This is a genomic window from Paraburkholderia sp. DD10, assembly GCF_049177125.1.
GTDB lineage: Bacteria > Pseudomonadota > Gammaproteobacteria > Burkholderiales > Burkholderiaceae > Paraburkholderia > Paraburkholderia terricola.
In genome coordinates this window covers 214,123-240,184 of sequence record NZ_CP185393.1, presented here as the reverse complement: position 1 = coordinate 240,184, position 26,062 = coordinate 214,123, and the positions used below count along the sequence as shown (strand labels likewise).

Annotated in this window: 23 protein-coding genes; 10 read left to right on the top strand and 13 right to left on the bottom strand. The window is 63.4% G+C overall.

Going from position 1 to position 26,062, the window contains the following annotated elements; genetic code table 11:
• Positions 1-140 precede the first annotated feature (140 nt).
• The gene (locus ACOCG7_RS16415; protein WP_244219968.1) at positions 141-1,949 is read left to right on the top strand and encodes an AAA family ATPase; all 1,809 of its coding nucleotides are present in this window, start codon (positions 141-143) and stop codon (positions 1,947-1,949) included.
• 602 nt (positions 1,950-2,551) lie between these two features.
• A complete protein-coding gene (locus ACOCG7_RS16410; RefSeq protein WP_114162038.1) occupies positions 2,552-3,013 on the top strand; it encodes a hypothetical protein in 462 nt (153 codons plus the stop codon).
• A gap of 84 nt (positions 3,014-3,097) precedes the next feature.
• On the opposite strand, the gene ACOCG7_RS16405 is transcribed toward ACOCG7_RS16410, so the two are convergent.
• From ACOCG7_RS16405 to hemC, 3 genes are read right to left on the bottom strand one after another with little or no spacing between them, the layout of a single operon-like run.
• Positions 3,098-4,288, bottom strand: coding sequence for a heme biosynthesis protein HemY (locus ACOCG7_RS16405; RefSeq protein WP_114162037.1), 1,191 nt, complete (start codon positions 4,286-4,288; stop codon positions 3,098-3,100).
• A 2-nt stretch (positions 4,289-4,290) separates the two neighbouring features.
• On the bottom strand, positions 4,291-6,333 hold the full coding sequence (hemDX, locus tag ACOCG7_RS16400) for a fused uroporphyrinogen-III synthase HemD/membrane protein HemX (protein WP_114162036.1): 2,043 nt from the start codon (positions 6,331-6,333) through the stop codon (positions 4,291-4,293).
• A complete protein-coding gene (gene hemC / locus ACOCG7_RS16395; RefSeq protein WP_083085452.1) occupies positions 6,333-7,343 on the bottom strand; it encodes a hydroxymethylbilane synthase in 1,011 nt (336 codons plus the stop codon). Before hemC ends, hemDX begins: the two co-directional genes overlap by 1 nt.
• A gap of 448 nt (positions 7,344-7,791) precedes the next feature.
• Here hemC and ppc point away from each other — a divergent pair, with 448 nt between their 5' ends.
• Entirely contained in the window at positions 7,792-10,998 is a 3,207-nt protein-coding gene (gene ppc / locus ACOCG7_RS16390; protein ID WP_114162035.1) for a phosphoenolpyruvate carboxylase, read from the top strand.
• A gap of 125 nt (positions 10,999-11,123) precedes the next feature.
• Here the strand turns inward: ppc and ACOCG7_RS16385 are convergent, their stop codons facing one another.
• Positions 11,124-11,876 carry a class I SAM-dependent methyltransferase gene (locus ACOCG7_RS16385; RefSeq protein ID WP_114162034.1) on the bottom strand — a complete coding sequence of 251 codons (753 nt, stop codon included), beginning with the start codon at positions 11,874-11,876 and terminating at the stop codon, positions 11,124-11,126.
• Positions 11,877-12,027: 151 nt separating this feature from the next.
• Between ACOCG7_RS16385 and ACOCG7_RS16380 the strand changes: the two genes are divergently transcribed.
• Positions 12,028-12,840 (top strand): helix-turn-helix transcriptional regulator, encoded by an 813-nt coding sequence (locus ACOCG7_RS16380; protein ID WP_114162033.1) that lies wholly within the window; start codon positions 12,028-12,030, stop codon positions 12,838-12,840.
• A 133-nt stretch (positions 12,841-12,973) separates the two neighbouring features.
• Positions 12,974-14,380 (top strand): argininosuccinate lyase, encoded by a 1,407-nt coding sequence (argH, locus tag ACOCG7_RS16375; RefSeq protein ID WP_073430768.1) that lies wholly within the window; start codon positions 12,974-12,976, stop codon positions 14,378-14,380.
• A 244-nt stretch (positions 14,381-14,624) separates the two neighbouring features.
• Here argH and ACOCG7_RS16370 read toward each other — a convergent pair whose 3' ends face one another.
• Positions 14,625-14,930: an NIPSNAP family protein gene (locus ACOCG7_RS16370; protein ID WP_073430769.1), complete on the bottom strand. Its 306-nt coding sequence runs from the start codon at positions 14,928-14,930 to the stop codon at positions 14,625-14,627.
• A gap of 238 nt (positions 14,931-15,168) precedes the next feature.
• Here ACOCG7_RS16370 and ACOCG7_RS16365 point away from each other — a divergent pair, with 238 nt between their 5' ends.
• From ACOCG7_RS16365 to ACOCG7_RS16355, 3 genes are all read left to right on the top strand, one after another.
• Entirely contained in the window at positions 15,169-15,735 is a 567-nt protein-coding gene (locus ACOCG7_RS16365) for an energy transducer TonB family protein (RefSeq protein ID WP_083085463.1), read from the top strand.
• Positions 15,736-16,258: 523 nt separating this feature from the next.
• Entirely contained in the window at positions 16,259-17,566 is a 1,308-nt protein-coding gene (locus ACOCG7_RS16360; RefSeq protein ID WP_114162032.1) for an MFS transporter, read from the top strand.
• Positions 17,567-17,657: 91 nt separating this feature from the next.
• Positions 17,658-17,837: a hypothetical protein gene (locus tag ACOCG7_RS16355; RefSeq protein ID WP_114162031.1), complete on the top strand. Its 180-nt coding sequence runs from the start codon at positions 17,658-17,660 to the stop codon at positions 17,835-17,837.
• 89 nt (positions 17,838-17,926) lie between these two features.
• Here the strand turns inward: ACOCG7_RS16355 and ACOCG7_RS16350 are convergent, their stop codons facing one another.
• Positions 17,927-18,064 carry a hypothetical protein gene (locus ACOCG7_RS16350; RefSeq protein WP_167363299.1) on the bottom strand — a complete coding sequence of 46 codons (138 nt, stop codon included), beginning with the start codon at positions 18,062-18,064 and terminating at the stop codon, positions 17,927-17,929.
• 550 nt (positions 18,065-18,614) lie between these two features.
• Positions 18,615-19,619, bottom strand: a complete 1,005-nt coding sequence (gene waaC / locus ACOCG7_RS16345; protein ID WP_073430773.1) for a lipopolysaccharide heptosyltransferase I — start codon at positions 19,617-19,619, stop codon at positions 18,615-18,617.
• A gap of 214 nt (positions 19,620-19,833) precedes the next feature.
• On the opposite strand from waaC, the gene ACOCG7_RS16340 reads away from it, so the two are divergent.
• Entirely contained in the window at positions 19,834-21,252 is a 1,419-nt protein-coding gene (locus tag ACOCG7_RS16340; RefSeq protein WP_073430774.1) for a chloride channel protein, read from the top strand.
• 192 nt (positions 21,253-21,444) lie between these two features.
• On the opposite strand, the gene ACOCG7_RS16335 is transcribed toward ACOCG7_RS16340, so the two are convergent.
• A complete protein-coding gene (locus ACOCG7_RS16335; protein WP_073430775.1) occupies positions 21,445-21,756 on the bottom strand; it encodes a YXWGXW repeat-containing protein in 312 nt (103 codons plus the stop codon).
• A 143-nt stretch (positions 21,757-21,899) separates the two neighbouring features.
• On the opposite strand from ACOCG7_RS16335, the gene ACOCG7_RS16330 reads away from it, so the two are divergent.
• Positions 21,900-22,085: a hypothetical protein gene (locus tag ACOCG7_RS16330; RefSeq protein WP_114162030.1), complete on the top strand. Its 186-nt coding sequence runs from the start codon at positions 21,900-21,902 to the stop codon at positions 22,083-22,085.
• A 32-nt stretch (positions 22,086-22,117) separates the two neighbouring features.
• Here ACOCG7_RS16330 and minE read toward each other — a convergent pair whose 3' ends face one another.
• The 5 genes from minE to map all read right to left on the bottom strand — a co-directional run bounded on the left by minE (position 22,118) and on the right by map (position 25,859).
• The gene (minE, locus tag ACOCG7_RS16325; protein WP_012432104.1) at positions 22,118-22,372 is read right to left on the bottom strand and encodes a cell division topological specificity factor MinE; all 255 of its coding nucleotides are present in this window, start codon (positions 22,370-22,372) and stop codon (positions 22,118-22,120) included.
• A gap of 14 nt (positions 22,373-22,386) precedes the next feature.
• Positions 22,387-23,202, bottom strand: coding sequence for a septum site-determining protein MinD (minD, locus tag ACOCG7_RS16320; protein WP_027799748.1), 816 nt, complete (start codon positions 23,200-23,202; stop codon positions 22,387-22,389).
• 105 nt (positions 23,203-23,307) lie between these two features.
• Positions 23,308-24,123, bottom strand: a complete 816-nt coding sequence (gene minC, locus ACOCG7_RS16315) for a septum site-determining protein MinC (RefSeq protein ID WP_114162029.1) — start codon at positions 24,121-24,123, stop codon at positions 23,308-23,310.
• A 224-nt stretch (positions 24,124-24,347) separates the two neighbouring features.
• Positions 24,348-24,881 (bottom strand): GNAT family N-acetyltransferase, encoded by a 534-nt coding sequence (locus ACOCG7_RS16310; RefSeq protein WP_073430778.1) that lies wholly within the window; start codon positions 24,879-24,881, stop codon positions 24,348-24,350.
• A 192-nt stretch (positions 24,882-25,073) separates the two neighbouring features.
• Complete coding sequence (map, locus tag ACOCG7_RS16305; RefSeq protein ID WP_073430779.1) at positions 25,074-25,859, bottom strand: type I methionyl aminopeptidase; 786 nt, start codon at positions 25,857-25,859, stop codon at positions 25,074-25,076.
• Between the last annotated feature and the right edge of the window lie 203 nt (positions 25,860-26,062).

The window sequence follows — 26,062 nt, the reverse complement described above, 5'->3', positions numbered from 1 at the left end:
CAGAAAAATTCCATAAATTCCCTCCAAACAAGCTGCGCAAAAACATGGGCATAAGTTGGCGGCGCCACACGTAGCTGAACTCGTAGCAGGTCAAACATGCAAAGCTTGACTACCTTGCTTCATCAAAAAAAGAGGTTTGAATGTACCTGAAAAATATTGAGCTCGAAAACAACGGTCCAATCGATTATATAAACCTGACGCTACACGAAGGGCATGAAAATCCGAAGCCGATAATAATCGTCGGAGAGAATGGTTCTGGAAAAAGTATTTTGCTTTCCCATATCGTTAATTGCATGATCGCAGCGAAACAGGAAATTTTTGAGGATGTAGAAGTGGAGAGAGGGAAGGTATATAAATACAGAAGCCCGTTGTACGTAAAAAGTGGAAGTTATTATTCATTTTCCCAAGTTAACTTCTCCGCATCCGTCAGCGTCACCGAGTGGCAGTTACTGCAAAGCCGGAGCGATTTCGAGCAGAACTTGGCTTACACTCCGGCACGCCAGAGTTGGCCTCAGATTCCAGAAAACGAGGCGTCGCATTTTTCGTCTAATTTCGCGAACTATAGAAACGACGTCGAAAAAATGGTGAAGCAACAATGTAATCTGTATTTTCCGGTGAATCGATTTGAGGACCCGGGTTGGTTGAATGTCGGAAATCTGACTTCTCGAGCGAAGTATACAGATATAAAGAGGATTTCTGGCTATTCTAATAGAAACATAATTTGCACCTCTCCGTTACGGGAAAACAGAGATTGGCTATTGGACGTGCTTTTTGATCGACAAATGTACGAATTGCAAATGCCGACCCTGATGTTGCCAGCCAGCGAGAACCAGCCGCCTCAAATGTTGAGAATATTTGGGGGCTATAGGGGGCAAAGCAATGCGATCTACGAGGCGATTTTGCGGCTTCTTAAGGTTGTCTTGCGGGAAGAGGGTAATATTCGCTTTGGGATCGGCAACAGAAAGCAGCGCCAAATTTCAATTATCAAGGATGAGGCGGCGTGGATTCCCAATCTCTTCCAGCTGTCGACTGGAGAGGTTCAGCTGTTGAATCTTTTCTTATCAATTTTGCGGGATTTTGATTTGTCAGACGCAAGCTTTAACGAGCTCGCAGATGTGAAAGGTATTGTGGTAATTGATGAGATTGATGCACACCTTCATAGCGGCCATCAAATCGACGTGCTTCCTGAATTAATTGCTTCTTTTCCGGGGGTTCAGTTTATTGTCACCACTCACTCCCCTCTTTTCCTTATGGGGATGGAGAGGGCTCTTGGTGAAAATGGCTTCAAAATCATTGATATGCCCAAGGGCAATCAAATTGTTTCATCCGATTTTTCGGAGTTTGTTTCTGCGCATGATGAATTTAAGAGAACTGAGAGATACAGAGAGCAAATAGGCGAGGAGCTGATCAGGTTATCTAAGCCAATCGTGTTTGTTGAAGGTGATTATGATGTTCGATATCTGAACCGTGCGGCACATTTTCTTGGTAAAGAGGATGTTCTGGCTCGTGTTGAGGTGAGAGATGGGGACGGCTTTGGAAACCTAGATAAAATATGGAAAAGTTATAACAATCATATTTCCACGGTTCTTCCCGGGAAGGTTATCTTGATGTACGATTGCGATATAAGTAAGCAAAACGCGGACAACAGTAAGATTTTCAGGCGGGTTATGCCGACGATCCAAGAAAATCCGGTAAAAATAGGAATTGAGAACCTATTTCCTCCTGCCACTATCGAAAAACTTGAAGCGGCGAATCCCCGCTTCATAGACGTACGTCCGCAGACTTTAAGCAGAATTAGGGGCGAAGAAGTCGTCCAATCTGCGGTCACGTCGGTGAACAAGGATGAAAAACGCAATGTGTGCGATTGGCTTTGCTTGAATGGGCAGCAGGAAGATTTTGCTAACTTCCAAGTGATATTCCGGATTATTGAGGAAATCGCTGCGGCGTAGCAGTTCGCATGAGGCTGCGCGGGTAGCGCACGACGGACCGGCATTCGTTGCGTACTGGAGGCGAATTGTCCGACTCGTGTGTGCTCATCGATTTGCCAAGATAGATGCCACTGCCGTCCGGTTCGTATGGAAAAGCGGACATCCGGGGTGTCACGGCAGTCGTCGCTTACGGGTCGACCCAGTCCCCCGCATCGTTCAAAAACAGCCAACCAAACCACCACCTAAACCGCATCCGACACCACCAGAATCCCGCACACCCACCTCGCGCCCTACCCGCCCTTATCCCTTCAGCCAACCCGAGACATTTAGCCCACCAGGTTGAATGCAACCAAGGTCGCCTCCCTTATAATTACCTGGTCGCCGGGAAACACCCAGCGACCAGGTTTAGCAGCCTGTGATTTCACCCGCACACCCGCCTTGGCGGGTCGTGCGTCTACCTCCGCACGCCTGTTTTCAATGGGCGGGCCGTGGTGGGGGAGCCGCAAGGCTCGCCGGTTTTGGTGAAATCCCGGTCTGCTAACCCCGCTAACGTGCCCGCTCACCCCTTCCGCCAAAAAGGCAAGTGTCCGGGCGATCCAAAGAAGCAACAGGGAGATCGCACCATGACCAGGTCCGTCAAAAATCAACCGGCTTCGCGTCCGCCTGTCGACGCACTTCAGTACGAAAAGCTTGCCCTTTCCGCGTTCGAGCTATGCGACCGACAGGTCGGTCAACTGGACACGTTGATCACGCTCGCGGCTTCGATAGTGAAAAATCCCGCGATCACGCGCGACGAAAGACAGCGACAAAGAACGCTCATCGAATTGCTCGTAGACACGGCGGAGCAGTATCAACAGGAACTCGAATGCGACCGTGAGCTGTTCCAGGTCATTGCTCTAGACGCGAAGGGCGTCCCGCATAGGCGCATCACGGCACATCATGCAGCGAAGTTGCTGGCCGAGGCATCGCAGAGAGGAAAAGCACCTGTCACCGAGGCCAACGCAAAAGCAAGCGCAACCGCTTCCCAGCGCAAAAACCCATCCGCGAAAACCGCCGTCACGTTAGCCACCGCCACCGTGCAGTAACCGGCTGCCGTAAAAAAAGACCGAAAAAAACAATGGCCGGCAACGCCGGCCATTCAAGATGACATCCATCGCGCAACGCAACCGTCAAACGATATTCATCGCCAACGCACTCTCGCGATAATGCTGGCTCGCCTTGTCCGCATCGCCGAGTTGTTCATGCAAGCGCGCCAACGCGCGATGCGAACGAATCTTCAACGTCTCGTTATCGGCGAGTTTCAGCGCGCGCTCGAGGAACGATTGCGCCTTGCCCCACAGTTGCTGATGCAGACACAAGCGGCCCAACGCGAACAGCAAGTCCGCATCTTCCGGGCGATCCTTCTGCCATGCCTCGGCCTTCTGGATCAACGGCAACGCATCGCCTCCGGCCGTGTCGGGATAACGGCGCAGCAAGCGCGCGTCCCAGTTCTGCGCGAGCGCCTCCTCGACGATCTTGCGCGCCTCCTGCGGACGATTCAGCGCCACCAGCAGTTCAGCGGCGAGATCGGCGAGACGCGGCGAATGACGCTCGGTAGGCGTGAGCGAATGCCACAACTCCAGCAGCGCATCGGCGTTATGACGCCGGTCGCGCAACAAATTCTCCGCCGCCAGTTGACGCAAACGCACCGCCACCGCCGGATGAATTGCCTCGCGTTTTTCCAGCGTCTTGACGAGCTTGAGCACCTCGCCCCAGTTCTTCAACTGCTGTTGCGCGCGCAGCATGATCTGCTGCGCGTGAATCCGCCGCGCGCCCTGCGACTGCATTTCAGTGAGCGCGGTGAGCGCGCCGTCCGCGTCGCGGCCGTCGGCGCGCATGTCGGCGGTAGCCATCAGGCGCGCGTCCTGCCAGTCGGCTTCCTCGATCTGCGCGAGCCATTCGTCGCGCCGCGCATATTCATGCATGCGATGCGCCGCGGTGGCCGCGATCAAGCCGGCCGCGCCCTTGTTGTCGCCGTTCGCGAGCGCATCCTTCGCGGCCTTCTCGGCACGCGAGAAACGCCCGGCGTACAGATTGCCGATCGCGTCACGCAGCGCGGCGTGCGCCTTTGCGACCCGCGAGCGCGCACGGTAGGCGGCCACCCGCTGCGGCATGCGCCAGATATTGCGGACAATGCGCAGCAGCGCGTAGAGCAGGATGAACAGCACCACCAGCCCGACCACGAACAGATTCAGCGAGATGTCGACGCGGTACGGCGGATAGATCAGCAGCACCTGCCCCGTGTCGAAGCGACCGACCACCGCCAGCACCACCGCGACGGCGAACAGCAACGCGAGCCATAGAAGTCCCCGGATCGCCATGATTAACCTCGGCTCCGGTATTGATTGACGGCTTGCAAACTCGTGTTCAGATTCGGCAGTTCAACCGCGGCCGAGCCGGCATCCACCTGTTTGAGCAGGTCGGCCACGGTCTGCGTGTTCTTCGACGAATTGTCGAAGTAGCGCGTGAGTGCGGCATCCGCCGCGTGCAGGTCGGACTTCAGCGTGGTCTGGTTGCGCGAGAGCAGCGCGAGGCGCGCGGACAGCAAGCGCATCTTCAGATTCTCGCGCACGAAGTAGCCTTGATCGGGCGCGACCAGCATCGCGTCGGCGTTGTCGATGCGGCGCACTTGTACGAGGCTCGTCAACTGCTGGCCGATGCCGCTGGAGACTTCGCGCCACCACACCTTCCAGCGCGGCTCGCCGGTGGCCGCGGCCACCTTGGCGGTGTCGGTCCACGTGGCGGCCTTCGGCGTGGCGCGGGCGATCGGCGCCTCGCCGGAAAGCGGCAAGCTGTCGACCTGGTCGATCGCGTTGTCGAGCTTGATGGCGAGGCCGGTCAAGTCGGTGGAGGGCGCCGCCTTCAGCTTGTCGATGTCTTGCGCGATCGCCTTGCGCACCGCCACCACTTGCGCGTTGTCCGACGCGGCGAGTCGCGTGTCGGCGCTTTGCAGCGCGAACAGCGCGAGTTGCGTGTTGCCGGTGAGCTGCAACTGCTGGCTCGCGGCCGAGAGCATCTGGCCGACTTCGGCGAGCGTCCAGTCGTCGCGATTGCGCGCGAGATCGGCGTATTGCTGTTGCAACGCCTGGTGCGCGGCTTGCGTATCGGCGAGCTTGCCTTCGAGCTGCGCGACGTGCGCGTCCGCTTGATGAACCGTGGCGAGCGCCTGTTCGGTCTTGATGCGCAGTTCGTTGGTCTGCGTGTCGTTGGCTTGCTGGCGCTGCGCGAGTTGCTGCTCGGCGCGCTCCACCTTGCGGTTGAGCGCATAGCCGCCCACGCCCGCGGCGCAAGCAATGATCATGACGACAAACCACAGCAGCGGTCCGCTCGCGCTGCGGCGCTTTTGCGCTTCATAGGGCGTGAAGGGTTGATTCGGCGGCAACCCGCTGCTCGCGGCGGGCTGGGGTGAAGCGTTCGTGGATGCGTTCGTTTCTGTCATGCGTGATTTAGCCGGTGAGTGAGCCGGGTTGGACGGTACCGGTTTAACTGCGGAAGGTGCGGCTGCGGGTGCGGCGGCCGATGCGGCTGCAAGCAAGGCGCGAGCGATGCGCTCGTCGCCCGCGCCGGACACCGTAATGCTATCAAAACCCAATGCCCGCGCGGTCTGCGCGATACGGGGATGCGGCGTGACGAGCGCGGCGTGTTTGAGCTGCGCGAGTTCGTCGGCGGTGAGATGTTCCTGCGCGAGTTCGTGCAGATTGCGCACGCCTTCCGAACTGGTCAGCAGCCACGCATGCGGCGCGCCGGCGAGCAGTTCGTGTACGCGCGCCCATGCGCCGATCGACGGTTCCGGCACGAGTCGCCGATACGCGGCGACCGTTTCGACTTCGGCGCCCGCTTCACGCAGACGCTCGGCCAGCCACTCTCGGCCGCCGTCGCCGCGCACGATCAGCACGCGCTTGCCTTCGAGATTCGCCGCGCCGAGCGCGGCATCGATCGCCGCGAACAGGCCCTCGGAATCGAAGCGCCCGTTGTCGTCATCGGCGCCGGAGGCCGGGCTGATCACGTTGTACGCCGGCGCGGCGACGCCGTGGCGCACCAGCGCCTGCACGCTGCCCGGCCCGACCACGCCGATCGGCAGCGCATGCGGCCAGATCGTGCCGCTTTTGGCAAAGGCGTGATCGATGGCGTTCGGCGAGACGAACACCACCAGCGCATAGCGTTCGAGTGAAGCCAGCGCGGCGCGCAACGGCGCTTCGTCGGCAACGGGCGCGATGTCGATCAGCGGGAAATCCAGCGTGACGATGCCGGCCGCCGCGAGCCGCGCGGCGAGTTCGCTCGACTGACCGGCCGGCCGCGTAATCACGACCGTGAACGCCGCGCGCGCGGCGGATGACGAAGTGTTGCCGAAAGTGTCGGCGGTCATCACTCGCCGGTCACCGCGCTGTCTGTCGAACCGGAGGCCGACGCGGGACCGCTCGCCGTGCTCAGCGCGCGGACGATCTCCATCGCGCCTTGCTGTTCGAGCGCGCTCGCCACTTGCTGGCCGAGCGCGATCGCGCGTTCGACGTTGGGCGCGGGCGCCGAGGCCTGCGCGCTCAACACGCGTTGCCCGTCGGGCGTGGCGACGATGCCGCGCAGATGCAGCGCGCCGTCGTGCCACATGGCATAGGCCGCGAGCGGCACCTCGCAACTGCCGCCGAGCACGCGCGACACCATGCGCTCCGCTTCGACGGCCAGCGCCGTATGTTCGTGATGCAGCGGCGCGAGCCAGGCCGCGAGGTCGGCGCGATCGGCGCGGATCTCGATGCCGAGCGCGCCCTGACCGGCGGCGGGCAAGCTGTCCTCGGGATCGAGCAGCGCGCGGATGCGCGCCTCGAGACCCAAACGCTTCAAACCGGCCGCGGCCAGAATGATCGCCGCATAGTCGCCGCGATCGAGTTTCGACAGACGCGTATCCAGATTGCCGCGCAGCGGCCGCACCACGAGGTGCGGATAACGGATGCGCAGCATCGCCTCGCGGCGCAGGCTGGAGGTGCCGACCACCGCGCCGGCCGGCAGCGCGGCAAGCGAGCCGTAATCGTTGGAGACGAGCGCGTCGCGCGGGTCCTCGCGTTCCATGATGGTGGACAGCGCAAAGCCCGCGGGCAATTCCATCGGCACGTCCTTGAGCGAGTGCACGGCGAGGTCGGCGCGGCCGTCGGCGAGAGCGGCTTCCAGCTCCTTCACGAAGAGGCCCTTGCCGCCCACCTTCGACAAGGTGCGATCGAGAATTTGATCGCCGCGCGTCGTCATTCCGAGGATTTTTACGTCACAAGATGGATATAATTTGTGCAGCGCACATCGCACATGCTCCGCTTGCCACATGGCCAGGCGGCTCTCTCGCGACGCAATCACAAGCGTGTGGGGTGGCGTGGAAAACGTCTCGGTGTTCATTAGCTTGCTGATCGAATGACGGGGTGTAATAACAAACAATGTTAGCACGCGCCCTGGGGTCCGCCCCGGCCTCTGCCCCTGTTTCCAGCCTTATGTCATGGGGCGCGGCGGGGCGCCGTGCTGGCGCGGTATCGATGGAGGAGACGGGCCTCACGCGGCGCGCGCCTGCCCCATTCCCGCCTGATCACGCACGGTCGTTCGCGCACCGGAGCTCGGCATGCGGGATGATGCAACGCGGCGCAACGTGCCGATCGCGCAAGTGCAAGCCTCATGAAAGCAACGAGGCGCGCCGCATGTCGCGCAACGCGCGGCCACCCTCTCCGCGTATCGCCATCGGCGCATACCGTGTCGCGCAGTTCAGATTGCTGTTCACGTTGCAGTTCATAGTGCAGTTCCGCAGTAGCAGTTCATCACTCAACAGACCCTGGCTTCCCTGAGGAAACCCATCGTGACGTCTTCCGGATCGGCGCGCCCTGCCCGCCGCAACACTGCATCGCCCAACGCTTGCGCGGCCGACGCCGCCACGGCCACCGCCGCTTCTTCCACTTCCGCCGCTCAGTCGATACCGGCCAAACGCGCCCGCCACACCACGCTGGCCGCCAATGCCGCTAAAACGCCGAAGGCCGCCAAAACCTCGGTGCCCGTCAAGACGGAAAAAGCACAGAAAGCGGTGAAGACGGCCAGGACCGCCAAGGCGACGCAAGCCGCGAACGCCGCCCACGCACTGAAACCGGCCACGACGAAAGCCCCGAAGGTCAAAGCGGTGGCCAACGGTGCCGACAAAGCACCCATGCTGGAAGCCGTGTCGACCGAGACGATCTCGCCCGCGCCGAAAAACAACGGCCGCACGCGCGACGACAAAGACCACCCGCTGTTCCAGGACATCCGTTACCTCGGGCGCCTGCTCGGCGACGTGCTGCGCGAGCAGGAAGGCGACGCGGTGTTCGACGTGGTCGAAACGATCCGCCAGAACGCCGTGCGCTTTCGCCGCGAGGACGACAGCGCCGCCGCGCAGACGCTCGACAAGAAGCTGCGTTCGCTCAGCCCCGAGCAGACGGTCAGCGTGGTGCGCGCATTCAGCTACTTCTCGCACCTCGCGAACATCGCCGAGGACCGCCACCGCAATCGCCGTCACCGGATTCACGAACTCGCCGGCTCCACCTCGCAACCGGGCACCATCGCTCACGCGCTGGAACGGCTCGTCGAGGCGGGCGCCGCCGCGACGCCGGTATTGCAGCAGTTCTTCAACGAAGCGCTGATCATGCCCGTGCTGACCGCGCACCCCACCGAAGTGCAGCGCAAGAGCATTCTCGACGCGCAGCACGACGTCGCGCGTCTGCTCGCGGAACGCGATCAGCCGTTGACCGACCGCGAGCGCGCGCACAACGAAGCGATGCTGCGCGCGCGCGTCACGTCGCTCTGGCAAACGCGCATGCTGCGCGACTCGCGCCTGACCGTCGCCGATGAAATCGAAAACGCGCTGTCGTATTACCGCGCGACCTTCCTCGAGGAAATCCCCGCGCTCTACGCCGATATCGAAGACGCGCTCACCGAGCACGGCCTCGCCGCGCGCCTGCCGCCGTTCTTCCAGATGGGTAGCTGGATCGGCGGCGACCGCGACGGCAATCCCAACGTCACCGCCGAAACGCTCGAACACGCCATCGACCGCCAGGCCGCGGTGATCTTCGAGCACTATCTGGAGCAGGTGCACAAGCTGGGCGCGGAGTTGTCGGTGTCGAACCTGCTGGCCGGCGCCAGCGACGCGCTGAAGGAACTCGCGGCCGCCTCGCCCGACCAGTCGCCGCATCGCACGGACGAGCCGTATCGGCGCGCGCTGATCGGCATGTACACGCGGCTCGCGGCGAGCGCGCGCGTGCGCCTCGGCGAAGGCAGCGTGCCGCTGCGCAGCGCGGGCCGCGGCGCGGCGCCGGTGCGCGCCAAGCCGTATGGCGACTCCGCCGAATTCGTGCGCGATCTGCACGTGCTGATCGATTCGCTCGCCGAGCATCACGGCGCGCCGCTCGCGGCCCCGCGCCTGTCGCCGCTCGCGCGCGCCGCCGAAGTGTTCGGCTTCCATCTGGCGAGCATCGACCTGCGTCAAAGCTCGGACATTCACGAAGCGGTGATCGCCGAACTGTTCAAGCGTGCCGGCGTCGAGAGCAACTACGCGGCGCTTTCCGAGGACGACAAGCTCAAGGTGCTGCTCGCCGAACTGGCCCAGCCGCGTCCGCTGCGTCTGCCGTATGCCGAGTATTCCGACCTCGTGAAGAGCGAACTCGGCGTGCTGGAAGAAGCCCGCATCACGCGCGAGAAATTCGGCGCGCGCGCGGTGCGCAACTACATCATTTCGCACACGGAGACCGTCAGCGATCTGGTCGAAGTGATGCTGCTGCAAAAGGAAACCGGCCTGCTGCGCGGGCGTCTGGGCGACGCGCACGCTCCGGCGAAAGCGGGCCTGATGGTGATTCCGCTGTTCGAGACGATCCCCGACTTGCGCAACGCGCCGCACATCATGCGCGATCTGATCGCGCTGCCGGGCGTCGATGCGCTGATCGAACATCAGGGCAACGAGCAGGAAGTCATGCTCGGCTATTCGGACAGCAACAAGGACGGCGGCTTCCTCACGTCGAACTGGGAGCTGTATCGCGCCGAACTCGCGCTGGTGTCGCTCTTCAACGAGCGCGGCATCACGCTGCGCCTGTTCCATGGACGCGGCGGCACCGTCGGCCGCGGCGGCGGTCCGACCTATCAGGCGATTCTGTCGCAGCCGCCGGGCACCGTCGACGGGCAGATCCGCTTGACCGAGCAAGGCGAAGTGATCGCCAGCAAGTTCGGCAATCCGGAAATCGGCCGGCGCAATCTGGAAATCGTGGTGGCCGCGACGCTCGAAGCGTCGTTGCTGCCGCATGGCAACGCGCCGGCGCAACTGCCGGTGTTCGAGGAGACCATGCAGCAATTGTCCGACGCGGCGATGGCCTCCTATCGCGCGCTGGTCTACGAAACGCCTGGCTTCAAGGAGTATTTCTTCGAGTCGACGCCGATCTCGGAGATCGCCGAACTCAACATCGGCAGCCGTCCGGCGTCGCGCAAGCTGCAAGACCCGAAGCAACGCAAGATCGAGGACCTGCGCGCGATTCCGTGGGGCTTCTCGTGGGGCCAATGCCGTTTGCTGCTGACCGGCTGGTACGGCTTCGGCAGCGCGGTGGCCGCGCACCTGGACAGCGCGCCGAGCGATGCCGAACGCACGCGCCGCCTCGCGCTGCTGAAGAAAATGTATAAGACGTGGCCGTTCTTCTCGACGCTGCTCTCGAACATGGACATGGTGCTGGCGAAAACCGACCTCGCGGTCGCGTCGCGCTATGCGCAACTCGTGTCGGACAAGAAGCTGCGCAAACATGTGTTCGAGCGGATCGTCGCGGAATGGGAGCGCACGTCGAACGCGTTGTCGGAGATCACCGGCAAGAGCGAGCGGCTCGCGGAGAATCCGCTGCTCGCGCGTTCAATCAAGAATCGCTTTCCGTATCTCGATCCGTTGAATCACTTGCAAGTGGAACTGCTCAAGCGTCACCGCGCGGGCGATACCAACGCGCGCGTGCGGCGCGGGATTCATTTGTGCATCAACGGGATTGCGGCGGGGTTGCGTAATACGGGTTGAGCCTGCGTTGAGGCAGGCGGCGCCCGTTCGAGGTCGCTCGTAGCGGCGGCAATGACAAAGCCGGGGGCGAAGCAGTTCGCGTCCGGCTTTGTCGTTTGTGGAGCGGCGGCACGCTCGATGCGCTTTTAGTGCGCCTGCACCATCAGCGCGTCGAGCTTGAACGAGCCATCTTCACGCACGTCGAAATACTCGCGCACTTCATCGGGCGAATGTGTCCACAGCGAGCGAATCGCCACCACGCGCGGTTCCGGCGTGCGCATGCGCGCCACCCACGAGCCGAACTCGATGTCGATGCGCCAACGCTCGCGAATCGATGCGCTGAAACCCGCCGCTTCGAAAAACGCGATCCATTCGTCGGCGCGGTAATCGCGGATATGCGAGCCGTCGCGCAACAGTTCGACCGCCTGGATATGCGTGTCGAGCAACGGATGATCGCTGCCGGCGATGTCGACGAACAACACCTTGCCGCCCGGCTTCAGCACGCGCCGCACTTCGGCGAGCGCAAGCGGCACGTCGTGCCAGTGATGCGCGCTCATCCGGCTGATCGCCCAGTCGAACGAATGGTCGTCGAACGGCAGCGTTTCGGCGGCGCCCTGCCGCGTGCGGATGTTCGGGAGACCGCGTTCCTTCGCCGCGCCTTCCACCGTCGCCAGCATGGGCGGCGCGATGTCGTAGGCGACGACCTCCCTCGCGTGCGGCGCGACCGCGAAACTCGCGTGGCCCGCGCCGCAGCCCATGTCGAGCACCGTCGCGTCGGGCGTCGCCGCGATCGCTTCGGCCAGCGTCCGCAGATCGGCGCCGCTCGCATGGGTCGGACTCATCAAATACGCGGCGGCGGTCGAGCCGAAGGCGTCGGCGACCTGATCGTGGTGCTTCATGGAAGACTCCGTTTATCCAGGTGGGGTTGCTCGGAACGGCATCGCGCCGTGCCTGCCGCTACAATAGAGCCCGCCATGTACCAGTACAAGTTAAGCAATTATTCTGGTATCAATCACACCCCCTAATGCCTCCACGCGCTGCCCGATCAGAATGACCACGCCGTCCACCGCCGACAACCCGCCGCCGCTCGACGCCACGCCAGCCCGCGCGCTCGGCGACTTCATCCGCGCTCATCGCGAACGGCTCACGCCGCAAGCGGTCGGCCTGCCGCCCGGCCCGCGCCGCCGCACGCCGGGCTTGCGGCGCGAGGAAGTCGCGCAACTGTGCGGCGTGAGCCCGACCTGGTACACGTGGATCGAGCAAGGCCGGCCGGTTTCCGCCTCCGCCGACGCGCTCGCGCGGATCGCCGTCGCGCTGCAACTGTCGCGCGCCGAGCGGGCTTATCTGTTCGAACTGGCCGCCCAGCGCGATCCGGCCGAGCCCGATCCGGCCGCCGCCGACGCGCCCGCCACGCTGCTCGAAACCGTGCAGCTCGTGAACGCGCCGGCCTACGTGCTCGACCGCCAGTGGAATGCGCTCGCCTGGAACGAGCGCGCCGCCGACCTGTTCGTCGGCTGGCTGGACGGCGCGCACGACCGCAATCTGCTGCGTTTCACCTTCACCGAGCCGGCCGCGCGCGAGTTGATCGTCGACTGGGAAACGCGCGCGCGGCGCCTCGCCGCCGAATTCCGCGCCGACTCGATCCGCCACCTGAACGACGCGCCCACGCGCGCGCTGATCGACTCGCTCAGCGCCGCCAGCGACGCGTTCGCACGCTTCTGGGCGTCGCAGGACGTGGGCGGCCGTGAAGGCGGGCGGCGCGAGTTCAATCATCCGCGCGAGGGCCGCATCGTCTACGACCAGATCACCTTCAAACCCGCGCATCGCGAAGACCTGAAGCTGGTGGTGCTGGTGCGGGAATAGGCGAGTGTTAAAATCTTGGCCTTTGCCGGTTTCTTCGTTTCGGCGGCGCATTTAGCGTATCCGGCGTGCCTAAGGTACGTGTATCCAACCAGGCGCCGTCAGCCTCTCACCGCTCGTTCAACTGCCCAACACCATGACGTCCCAACTGCACAAAAAAGGCGAAGCCTGGTCGGCTCGCTTCTCGGAGCCGATGTCGGAACTCGTCAAACGCTACACGTCGTCGGTTTTCTTCGACAAGCGTCTCGCGCTCGTCGACATCGAAGGGTCGCTCGCGCACGCCTCGATGCTGGCCGCGCAGAAGATCATCGCCGCCGACGACCTCGCCGCGATCCAACGCGGCATGGCGCAGATCAAGGGTGAAATCGAGCGCGGCGAATTCGAGTGGCAGCTCGATCTGGAAGACGTTCATCTGAACATCGAAGCGCGCCTGACCGCGCTGATCGGCGACGCGGGCAAGCGCCTGCACACCGGCCGCTCGCGCAACGACCAGGTCGCGACGGACATCCGGCTGTGGCTGCGCGGCGAGATCGACCGCATCGGCGGCCTGCTCACGCAATTGCGCACCGCCCTGCTCGACATGGCGGAGAAAAACGCGTCCACCATCATGCCGGGCTTCACGCATCTGCAGGTCGCGCAGCCGGTCACGTTCGGCCATCATCTGCTCGCCTATGTCGAAATGTTTTCGCGCGACGCCGAGCGCATGCTCGATTGCCGCAAGCGCGTGAACCGTCTGCCGCTGGGCGCGGCGGCGCTCGCCGGCACCAGCTATCCGATCGACCGTCACGCGGTGGCGAAAACGCTGGGCTTCGACGGCATCTGCGCGAATTCGCTCGACGCCGTCTCCGATCGCGACTTCGCGATCGAATTCACGGCCGCGTCGGCGCTGATCATGACGCACGTGTCGCGCTTCTCGGAAGAGCTGGTGCTGTGGATGAGCCCGCGCGTCGGCTTCATCGATCTGGCCGACCGCTTCTGCACCGGTTCGTCCATCATGCCGCAGAAGAAGAACCCGGACGTGCCGGAACTCGCGCGCGGCAAGACGGGCCGCGTGAACGGTCATCTGATCGCGCTGCTCACGCTGATGAAAGGTCAGCCGCTCGCGTACAACAAAGACAATCAGGAAGACAAGGAGCCGCTGTTCGACACGGTCGATACGGTAGCCGACACGCTGCGCATCTTCGCTGAAATGGTCGCCGGCATCTCGGTCAAGCCGCAAGCGATGCGCGACGCCGCGCTGCAAGGCTTCTCGACGGCAACCGATCTGGCCGACTACCTCGTCAAGCGCGGCCTGCCGTTCCGCGACGCACACGAAGCGGTCGCGCTGGCCGTGCGCGTGTGCGCGGATCGCGGCTGCGATCTGGCGGATCTGACGCTCGACGAAATGCGCGCGGAACTGCCGAACGTCGCGCAACTGATCGGCGAGGACGTGTTCTCGTATCTGACGCTGGAAGGTTCGGTGGCGAGCCGCAATCATCCGGGCGGCACCGCGCCGGAGCAGGTGCTGGCCGCCGTGAAGGCTGCGCGGGAAGCGTTGAAGTAACGCTAGTTTCGAAGACAGGCACCAAAGCGCAAGGAAAGGCGAACTCATCGACGGGTTCGCCTTTTTCGTTTGTGCGCCGCGACGCCGGACCGATTGCGCAAGGCGCCGCACAAAAGAAAGCCCGCGCGAAGCGGGCTAAATGAAAGACTTCCACCGATGCCTCTCGAAAGAGGCCATCGCAGTGTAGGCGCGTTTGCGCCATACACAAATCCGGCCAAATTTCGGCGCGTTACAGCGCATGCATTCAGCTGAAAACCGGCCGGAAAAAACTGCGTTCGTAACTGACGATACAGCGCGTTTGTTCCGCATACGCAAATGCGGCCTGGCACTCGGGATCGTCCATCGACTCGATGCGGTAAGCCTCATACGCCGCGAGCGATTCGAACGTGAACATCGCGAGCGCGACATTGTTCGTGCCTTCGGACGGCAGGAAATAGCCGTGATGCCGTCCGCCGAATTTCTCGACCAGCGGAATCCACAGCTTGCCGTAGTGCTCGAACTCTTTCAGCTTGTACGGATCGACGATGTAGCGCAAATAGCAAGTGACCATGATGTCGGTTCGTTCGGTAATGGACAGAACCGGATGGTATGTCAATTCGTGCGCGAGTTGAATCGCTCAGCCGCTTTCGCGGCATGCGACAGAACGATATGCCAGGACCTCGCGCAGCAATCCGCGAGCCCGCACCATGCCATGAACCTGCGCCGGCATACAGGGCGAACGCCAATTGAATCCTCGCGCGTTTTGGCTACCATCAACTTTAGAACAATCACTTGTCGTTGCCACGGCCATGCATACCCGCTCACGTTATCCTCGGCGCGTCACCGGATGCGTCGCTTCACACGTTTGCGCGGTGGCTGCGCCGCGCGTCTCTTCACTGCATGTGCGCGGTTCCGCCGGGGCTCGTGCGCTAACGGCGGCGTTGGCCATCGTCGTAGCGGGCTGCACGTTCACGCCGCCGCAACGTCCCGTCGTCACCACGCCGGCCGCGGCGGTCAACAGTTTGACCCTCGACCAGTATCGCGAAGCCGTCGCGAAACGCATCGTCGAACGCAATCCTTCCTATGTGCTGCGCGGCACGCCGCAAGCGATGCTGCGCTCGCTGGTGGTGGTGTCGTTCACGGTCGACCGCAACGGGCATGTGGTGCAATCGTCGGTCTATCGCAGCAACGGCGACGACGAAGCGGAGAGCACCGCGCTCGCCACCTTGCGGCGCGCGGCGCCATTCCCGGAGCCGCCCGGCAAATTGCTGAACGGCCGCGGGCAACTCGAACTGTTCGAAGACTGGCTTTTCAACGACAACGGCAAGTTCCAGTTGCGCCAACTCGCATCGCCGCAAGCGTTGACCATTGATTGAACACGCTATCGGCATGGCAACGCGCGCACGGCAAGTCGCGCGCTGCCTTGCTGCGTGGCAGTCACGCTCGCTATAATTTTTCGATTCCCCGCGCCGGAGTCTTCCGGCATTGGCTCACGCCGCCCGCTCATCCGCCGGCGCAGCGCAAGCCCGATTGCAGCGTTGCCGCGCCATCCGCGCGCCGCCTGCTTGATGCACGCTTCCCGATGCACGCACGATGCACGACGCATGCGAAGCCTGATCGCGGCGATCCGTGCGGTGCATCGACCGGCCGCCTCACAGCCCGCACGCGTCGCGCACCTCGCCGGGTTATTTCCCTGGTATGGCCGCTTTCGTGGGCGAGTTTTGCCGGCTGCCGTTGTAAGCTGTTGCCGCATTGCCAGCGCCGCGCGTGGCCGCATGTCGCCTTGAACAAACCGGCGCGCGACGCGCAAGCGCATGACCCCGAAAAACCGCCGAGCGACCGCGCCAGCGTGCGACGAAGCACGGCGCCCGACGGCATCACGACACATGGAGACCCTGCATGTCCACTTCGCCGATTTCCGCGGCCCAGCCCGACGCAGCCGGGCAGAACAATAGCGCGCGAATCATCTTCGCGAGCTTCATCGGCACCGCGATCGAGTTCTACGATTTCTACGTCTACGCGACCGCCGCGGCGCTCGTCATCGGGCCGGTGTTTTTCCCGCACGGCTCGGCCACCGCGCAGGCACTGTCGGCCTTCGTCACGTTCGGCATCGCGTTCGTCGCGCGACCGATCGGCTCGTTCCTGTTCGGCCACTTCGGCGACCGGATCGGTCGCAAGTCGACGCTGGTCGCCTCGCTGCTGGTGATGGGCGTGTCGACCACGCTGATCGGCTTCGTGCCCGGCTACGACGCGATCGGCAGCCTGGCGCCGATCCTGCTGTGCATCTTGCGCTTCGGCCAGGGCATCGGCCTCGGCGGCGAATGGGGCGGCGCGGCGTTGCTCGCCACCGAGAACGCGCCGGCCGGCAAGCGCGGCTGGTTCGGCATGTTTCCGCAACTGGGACCGTCGGTCGGCTTTCTCGCTTCCAACGGTCTGTTCTTCGCGCTGGCTTTGTCGCTCACCGACGAGCAGTTCCGCAGTTGGGGCTGGCGCGTGCCGTTCATCGTCAGCGCGGTGCTGGTCTTGCTCGGGCTGTACGTGCGTTTGAAAATCGCCGAGACGCCGGCCTTCCAGGCGGCGATCGAGCGCAAGGAGCGCGTGAAGGTGCCGATCGCCACGCTGCTCTCGCAGCACTGGCTGCCGACGCTGCTCGGCGCGCTCGCGATGGTGGTCTGCTACACGCTGTTCTACAACGCCACGACGTTTTCGCTGTCCTACGGCGTCTCCGTGCTGCATATTCCGCGGCAGACGTTCCTCGGGCTGCTGTGCATCGCCGTGGTGTTCATGGCGCTCGCCACGCCGCTGTCGGCCTGGGCGAGCGACCGCTATGGCCGCAAGCCGGTGCTGATGGTCGGCATCGTCGCGGCGATCCTGTCGGGCTTCACGATGGCGCCGCTGCTCGGCAGCGGACAGACGCAGCTCGTGCTGCTGTTCCTCGTGATCGAACTGTTCCTGATGGGCGTGACCTTCGCGCCGATGGGCGCGCTGCTGCCCGAGCTTTTCCCCACCAACGTGCGTTATACCGGCGCGGGCGTGTCGTACAACCTCGGCGGGATTCTCGGCGCATCGGTCGCGCCGTATATCGCGCAGATGCTGGCCGCGCGCGGCGGGCTGCCGTGGGTCGGCGCGTATGTGTCGATCGCGGCGGCGGTCAGCATGATCGGCGTGCTGTGCATGCGCGAGACGCGCGACACGCGGTTGATGTAACGACGCGCGCCAACGTGATTCCCCGTCTTGCGCGTCTTTTTGACTTGCCTATACTCGTTTCCAAAGACCCTAAGGCAAGCAGGGAGGCTGGATGAGTATTCATCTCCACAACGCGGATATCGTGATGATCATCGCGCTGGCGCTGCTATGCGCATTATTGCTGGCGTTGCGCTTTCGCCCGGCGACCTGGAAGGGCATCGTCGTCGAGGCGCTGGCGGCGAACGCGGCGGCCGTCACGGCCGTGCTCGCATTCGAAATGCTGCTGGCTTGACACGCTTCGGTGCTGCGGCGCCGCACCGGCTTCGCGCTGCATCTGAACCGCGGTTCAGATGCAGCGCGAGCCATCTTTACGCCATACCCTTACCGATAGTAGTAACCGCCGTGATGGTAATAACCGCCACCGCCGTAGTAGTAGCCAGGCGCGGGGGCGACGATGCAGCCGCCGAGTGCCGTGGCGAGCAGCGTGCCGGCGATCAGGGTAAGGATGAGGCGTTTCATGTTGTTCTCCGTCGAGTCAGATTTCATTCGAGCTGAAATCCCGAATGACCCGATTGGACACGACGACGCCCCACGCGGGCGTTGCGATTTGTAAGCGAACATCACGAAGGTGTTACACGCTCCGAACACGTGACAGCGGCGGGGGAAGATGGCCGCCGCGCGCTCACCTCGTAGAGGAACACCGCCTATACTGGTTTAAGGACGTTCCAGCGGCACGAACCCCGCCGGTGGCCGTTTCGCCGCCGGGAGTCAAGTCGGCAAGCGGCGGGTCAGCGCCTTCGCGCACCATGCGCGTGCGGGCGACCCGGCAAAAGAAGTCCGCGCGGCTCATACCGCGCTCAACGAATAGCGACAGATTTAACAGGCGTGTAATGCACGGCGCCTGGTCTGAACCGCCCGGCGCGATCGGCTGACTGACGGCCCATCAATGCCTTTGCGCCCGTAGTTCCCCGACGCGGGCGCTTTCTGGAGGCGTTACGCGGCAATGCCCATTCGGGCTGACTGCGCGTCGCGCCTCTATTTTTTGGCAAACGATTGCCGGACCCGGCGTTCAGGCGGTGGTCGAGCCGTGCTGTAAATCGGCGACACGCGGCTCGCCATGCACGTAGTCGATCGCCTCGAGCGCGGCGCTGATCGGCGGCACCGAATGGCCGTCGCCGATCGAGATCGAACGGAACGGCGACTCGATCCCGCAGTGCGCGGGCGACGTCGACACGAAAATCATCACCGTGCGCTTCTGCAGCGCGTGCGCAAGATGGACGAAGCCGGTGTCGGTGCCGACCACCAGCGCGCACGCGTCGATCATCTGGGCGATGCCGGTCACGCTCATTTTCGGCAAGACGGCCGAGCCCGGCACCTGCGAGGCGATTTGCTCCGCCTCGGCGCGCTCGCCTTCGGAACCCCAAGGCAGCACCACGTGGAAGCCGCGCTGCGTCAATTCACGCCCGACCGCCGCCCAATGGGTCGACGGCCACTTCTTGTCGTCCTTGGAGGTGGCATGAAAGAGCGCCGCGACCGGCGCGCTAATGGACTCGAACGGCGGCCGGGCAGGCTCGGGCAAGCGCAGGTTGTAAATAGGCGGGCCTTCGACCTCGTAGCCGAGCGCTTCACCCGTGCTGATGCGCATGCCGTGCCACGCATTGCATTTCGGACGCGGACCGAAGCGCCCGGTGTAAGCGAACGCCGCGCCGCGCTCGCCGAGGTCTTGCGACTGATAGCCGATCCGCCGCGACGAACGCGCCAGAAAGGCGATGATCGCGCTCTTGTATACGCCGTGAATGTCGATGATGAAATCGTAACGATAGGCGCGCAGTTCCGCGATCGACGCCGCGATCGCCCGGAAATCGCCCCACCGGCGCGCTTTCTTGAAGCGGCGCAACGGCGCGCAAAGCACGCGGTCGACACTCTGGCTCCATTGCACCACTTCGGCGAATGCTTCGTCGGCTGCCCAGTCAACCTGAACGCCGGGATATGCGCGTTTGATGTCGGCCACGACCGGCAACGCCTGCACGATATCGCCGAGTGAGGTGACCTTGACGATAAGGACTCGCTTCATTAATGACCTGTTGGTTGTTCGAACGTCGAGGCATTTTAGCCGACGATTGAAATGTTCCTTGCCGAACGCCGCAGCGCGCCGGGCCTGGCATCACTACGGCGTATTACACGCGATGCCTTACAACCAGCCCTTTTACTCCATTTCTAAACGCTTTCACACCGTTTCGCCGATTCAGCGAGCGATATAATTTTCCCTTTTGCGCCAGCACACCGCCATGTCCAGGGCATTGCCTCCGCTTTCTTCCGCCATCGTCCGTCGCGCAAGACGTTTGTGGCGGCAATACGGCGTGTTCTGGCTGGGCGCGATCGCGGTCGGCCTCATTGCGGTGCTGTACGCGAGGCTGATCGATTGGGGCTACGGCGAATTTCGCGCGATGCAGCAACGGCACGTGTGGGCGCCGTTGCTCGTCACGCCGGCGGTCGCGGCGCTCGCCGTCTGGCTCACGCGCAAGTTCTTTCGCGGCGCCGAAGGCAGCGGCATTCCGCAAGTGATCGCCACGCTGCATGCGAAACCCGGCGAATACGGCGCGCGGCTGCTGTCGTTCAGGATTCTGTTCGGCAAGATCGCCGTGTCGTTTCTGGCGATTCTGGGCGGCTTCACGATCGGTCGCGAAGGGCCCACCGTGCAGGTGGGCGCGGCGCTGATGTTCAATCTGCGGCGGCTCTATCCGCGCTCGAACGCGCTGATCGAGCGGCAACTGGTACTGGCCGGCGCGGCGGCGGGCTTGTCGGCGGCGTTCAATACGCCGTTGGCGGGCATCGTGTTCGCCATCGAGGAATTGACGCGCAGCTTCGAGGCGCGCGCGAGCGGCGTGTTGATCACCGCGATCATCATCGCCGGCGTGATCGCGCTCGGGCTGAACGGCAACTACACGTATTTCGGCACCATCCAGATCGGCGCGCACTTCCCCGATCTGCTCGCGCTCGCGGTGCTGCTCACGGCGATCGTCACCGGCATCGCGGGCGGCGTGTTCGGCTGGCTGCTGCTGAACACCGCGCGCTGGATTCCGGGGCCGCTGCGTCAATTGCATGGCGAGCGGCCGGTCGTGTTCGCGGCGCTGTGCGGCTTCGTGATCGCGGTGGTCGGCCTGATTTCGGGCGGCACGACTTTCGGCAGCGGCTATGCGGAAGCGCGCGGCTTGCTCGACGGACACGCGCAGTTGTCCGTGTTCTACCCGTTTCTGAAGATGATCTCGATGGTCGGCTCGTATCTGCCCGGCATTCCGGGCGGCATCTTCGCGCCTTCGCTATCGATCGGCGCGGGCTTCGGCAATCTGCTGCACATGGTGTTCGGCTCGATGCAATTGCCGATGCTGATCGCGCTCGCGATGGTCGGCTATCTGGCCGCGGTCACGCAGTCGCCGATCACGTCGTTCGTGATTGTGATGGAGATGATCGACGGTCACGCGCTCGTGATCTCGCTGATGGCCACCGCGTTGATCGCGAGCCGCGTAGCGCGCTTTTTCGCGCCGCCGCTGTATGAGTCGCTGGCGGAGCGTTATAGGGCGCCGCTGCCGCAGCCGGCGCCCGCTCCTGTGCCGGAGGTGCCCGAGGTCGAGGTGCCCGGACCCGTCGCCGAGGAAATCGCCGGCGACGCGTCCGCTAACGACGACGCCGGCGCCCCGCGTCAATAGACGACTACCGCAGGCGCGCGCAGATAAACCGGCCGCGCCGGCACCACCACGCAACCGGCGAGCACGACAGCCAGTGCGGCGAGCAGCAGCAGATTCTTCTTCATCCATGATTCCTCGGTGACCAGGCAGGCGGACGCTGCGCTGCGCGGGCCGCATGCCGAACACGCCGCGCCCGCCGCTCATGCGTTCATGTCAGGCCCAGTGGCCCTGTACCCAGCGATAGTGCGGTCCGTGCGCAATCCAGTGGCCCGGCACCCAGTGATAGCCGACACGCTCGGCCTGCCAATGACCCGCGACCCACACATAGCGGCCGTGCTCCCAGCGCCAATGCCCGTGATCCCACACATAGCCGACGCGCGGCGCGGGCACCGCTTCATAACGCACCGGCGGCGGCGCCGACGGCGCGATCACGACGACTTCAGCGGCCGACGCCGATGCCACGGCGGACGCGCCGGCAGCGATCAGCACGGCATTGGCGAGCAGCAAGCGAAAGGTTTTGTTCATGTTTTCCCTCTGTGGAAAGACGCCGCACGCGGCGTTACCCGTTTAATGCGCGAGGGGACAAACACGCTGACCCTGGACGTGTTACGGCGCGGCCTGAAGTGCTACGGATTATTTCGACGCGCCGAGCGCGCGTGACGAGGCCCATGCACGCGCGCATGAACATGGACCACCGAGGGAAAAAGAACGGCGAGGCGGGGAAACGCGAAAACGGCAAGCGCGGCGATAACCACGCGGCGAAGGCGGCGGACCCGGCGCAGCCGCAGCGCAGGCCCGCGCTTCGTCACGTCAAGTCACCACGACTCAACGAAGCGAAGCACGCGCCACCTTGAATAAAACCCCTCGCGAAACGAATCGCGACGGATCAGGCCTGCGGTATTTCGATCTTGACCTCGAGCACCTCGAGATCGTCCTGGCGCTCGAGGCTCACGCGAATATCGTCATGGGAAATCTTCACGTACTTCGAAATCACGGCCACCAGTTCGCGTTGCAACGCAGGCAGGTAATCGGCGGGTGCATGGCCGCCGGCGCGCTCGTGCGCGATGATCAACTGCAGGCGTTCCTTCGCTACCGACGCGGATTTCTTCTTCTCGCCCAGCAAAAACGAAAGAATCGACATTACGTGCGCTCCCCTTACTTGGTGCCGAAGAGGCGCTGCAGCAGCCCGGGCTTCTGGTAATCGGTAAAGCGAAGCGACTTCTGCTCGCCGAGGAAACGCGACACGACGTCTTTATAGGCTTCGGCCACATCGGTGCCGTCGAGGTGCACCGCCGGCAGACCCTGGTTCGACGCGTGCAGCACCGCTTCCGACTCGGGAATCACGCCGATCAGATCGATACGCAGAATTTCCTGGATGTCGGTCAGCGAGAGCATTTCGCCTTCGCTCACGCGCTTTGGGTTGTAGCGGGTAATCAGCAGGTGTTCCTTGATCGGCTCCTTGCTTTCGATCGCGCGCTTGGTCTTGGAGGACAGAATGCCGAGAATGCGGTCCGAGTCGCGCACCGACGAGACTTCGGGATTGGTCACGATCAGCGCTTCGTCGGCGAAATGCATTGCGAGCAGCGCGCCCGATTCGATACCGGCCGGCGAATCGCAAACAATGTATTCGAAGTCCATCGCGATCAGATCGTTGATGACCTTCTCGACGCCTTCCATGGTCAGCGCGTCTTTGTCACGCGTTTGCGAGGCCGGCAGGATGAACAGGTTCTCGCACTTCTTGTCCTTGATCAGCGCCTGGTTCAGGTTGGCTTCGCCCTGGATCACGTTGATCAGGTCGTACACCACACGGCGCTCGCAGCCCATGATGAGGTCGAGGTTGCGCAGGCCGACGTCGAAGTCGATCACGGCGGTTTTGCTGCCGCGCAGTGCGAGGGCAGATGCAAAACTCGCGCTCGTGGTCGTCTTGCCCACGCCACCCTTGCCCGAAGTCACCACAATGATTTTTGCCATTACCCTTACCTTGTGTTCGTCAAATTCGTCAATTATGTGCGGCCATATTTGCCGTGAAGCGCCGCGTGCCGAAACCGTTCGGGACAGCCGCGCGCTTCACGCCGCTCAAGTGAGCCGCAGTGGTTCGATCATCAGTTTTTCGTCTTCGAGCCAGATCTGCACCGGCTTGCCGAGCACGTCGGCCGGCAGCGGGTTCTCGGTCGTTCGATAGATGCCCGCGATCGAGATCAGTTCCGGTTCGAGACACGTGCAGAAAATGCGCGCGTCGTGGTTGCCCTGCACGCCGGCCAAGGCCCGGCCGCGCAACGGCGCGTAAATATGGATGTTGCCTTCCGCGATCACTTCCGCGCCGTAGCTCACCAACCCGAGCACGACGAGATCGCCCTTTGCATAGATGCGCTGGCCCGAGCGCAGCGGCTTGTCGACCACCATCGTTTGCGACGAGGTGGCGAGACGTACCGGTTCCGCGGCGGGCGCCGGGTCGGCTGCGGCTGCGGCTGCCGAGAACAGATCGTCCGCCGGCGTGGCGTTCGTGACGGCGGCATCCGGTGCCGCCGCGGATGCGTTGGCGCTTTCCTCGTCCGCGGACCTGGCGGCGGGGCCGCGGCGGTCGCGCGCTTCGAGCAGCGGCAATGCCGATTCGGCCGCCCACGCCTGCTGCGCGCTGGCGACCACGCCGACCGGGCGCATGCGCACGCTGTCGAGCAGTTGGGCGATGTCGGCGAGCGGCACGCGTTCGTTCTCCGCGAGACGGCGCACGTCGATCGCGACGACATCGTTGGCAAAAAATTCGGGGGTCGCCTCGAAGCGCCGGGTCAATTCGGCACGCATGGCGTCGAGGTCGGTTGTCTTGACCACAAACAGGAGCGTGTCGACAGAGCCGCTGCGGAGTTCGAAAAAGGGCGATTTCTTGGGCGACATAGCGTTCGGCAAAAAATTTTGCGTATTTTACAGGCGTCCGCGCGTGCGGCCAGCTTTTTTGCCGGGAGAGCGACTGCCGCGAACACGCCGTTACCATGAGGACGGCCACGCGGTAGCCAAAGAGGCTGCGCTCGCACCGTCGAGCCGGCCGAAAACGCCGGACAGACGCAGTTGGGCACACGCGGAGGGGAATCGAGCGGCAGCTTGTTGCGCCGCTCGCGAGATCACTGCTGGGATGCCTGTGAGGTGGTGGGCACGTGCCGCACCAGCAGACTTTCGGCTTGCTCGGGCGCGCGCGCGACGCGCCGGTGTTCGCCGGTGGGACCGAAGCCGAGCGCTTCGTAGAAGCGCATTGCATTGCGATTGGCGTCGGCGACCCACGCGTGGATTTCGGTGGCGCCCTGGTTGGCGAGCCAGGCGCTGGCCGTGTCGACCAGCAACTCGCCGCCCCGCAGATGACGCACGGCCGGCGCCACCCACAACTCGCAGACGAACGCGCGACGCGGCGTGGTGTCGTCGAAATGCGCTTCGATCAAGCCGGCGGGATGGCCTTCGGTGTAAAGAATGAAGGTGGTGATGCGCAATGAAACCGCGTGTTCCGCGGCGGTGGCGTCGAAACTCGCGGCGTCGGCCGACAACGCGTCTTCTAGCGTCGCGCCGAAGGCATAGGGCGCCTCGCGCAGCGATGCGGTACGGAGTTCGCGAAAAACGGCGCCTTGATCAGCGGCGATACGGCGAACGGTCAGTGACGGACTCATGCAGACGAAAACCCCTTAAAACCTTAAGGCGTAGCTTTAACCGAACCGGCGCGCGAGTCAAATCATTATTTACTGGCGCACAGATACGGCGCGACGCAAGGGCACGCGGCAAAGCACGCGTTGCGCGCAAACCGAGCAGCATTTCACGCGCCCGGCATAACTGCGTCATGCGATGCAGTGCACAAGCGCGGCTCAAGGCGCCGCGTAGCTGCCGGTGCCGTCCGGCCAGGGCGTCAGCAGCTCGTAGCCTTCGTCGGTCACGGCGATCATGTGCTCCCACTGCGCGGACAACGAGCGGTCCTTGGTGACCACTGTCCAGCCGTCGCGCAACACCGTCGTGCCGGCGCGGCCCGCGTTGATCATCGGTTCGATCGTGAAGACCATGCCGGGCTTCAGACGCACGCCCTGCCCCGGCTGACCGTAGTGCAGCACTTGCGGGTCTTCGTGGTAGACCTTGCCGATGCCGTGGCCGCAATAGTCGCGCACGATCGAAAAGCCGTCGCGTTGCGCGACCTGCTGAATCGCATGACCGACGTCGCCGAGCGTTGCGCCCGGCCTGACTTCGCGGATGCCCGCGAGCATCGCTTCATAGGTCGTGTCGATCAACTGGCGCGCGACGGTGCTCGGCTGGCCGACGCAATACATGCGGCTGGTGTCGCCGAAATAGCCGTCCTTGATGATCGCGACGTCGATGTTGATGATGTCGCCGTCCTTGAGGATTTCGCTGCGATTCGGAATGCCGTGGCAGACCACCTGGTTGACGGAAGTGCAGACCGTCTTCGGAAAACCCAGATAGCCGACGTTGGCCGGAACCGATTTCTGCGTGTTGACGATGTAGTCGTTGCACAGCGCGTCGAGCTCGTCGGTGGAGACACCGGCCTTGACGTGTTCGCCGATCATCGCCAGTACGTCGGCCGCGAGGCGGCCGGAAATGCGCAGCTTCGCGATGTCATCGGGAGTCTTGTAGGAAATGGCCATGAGTTCGGTCGATGGGAGTCGGTGTTTGATGGGCGCGGCGCAGCCTTTCGATCGCGCAATTGTACAGAGGATCGTTGGCGGGGCCTGGCGAGCCGGGTCGAGTTTGGCGGTTCGGCGCGTTTTCAGCGGTGTTGATCGACGATCTGGATAGCGGACTGACCGCGATCATTGCCGGAGCGGAATTCATGCGGCACGGACACTGG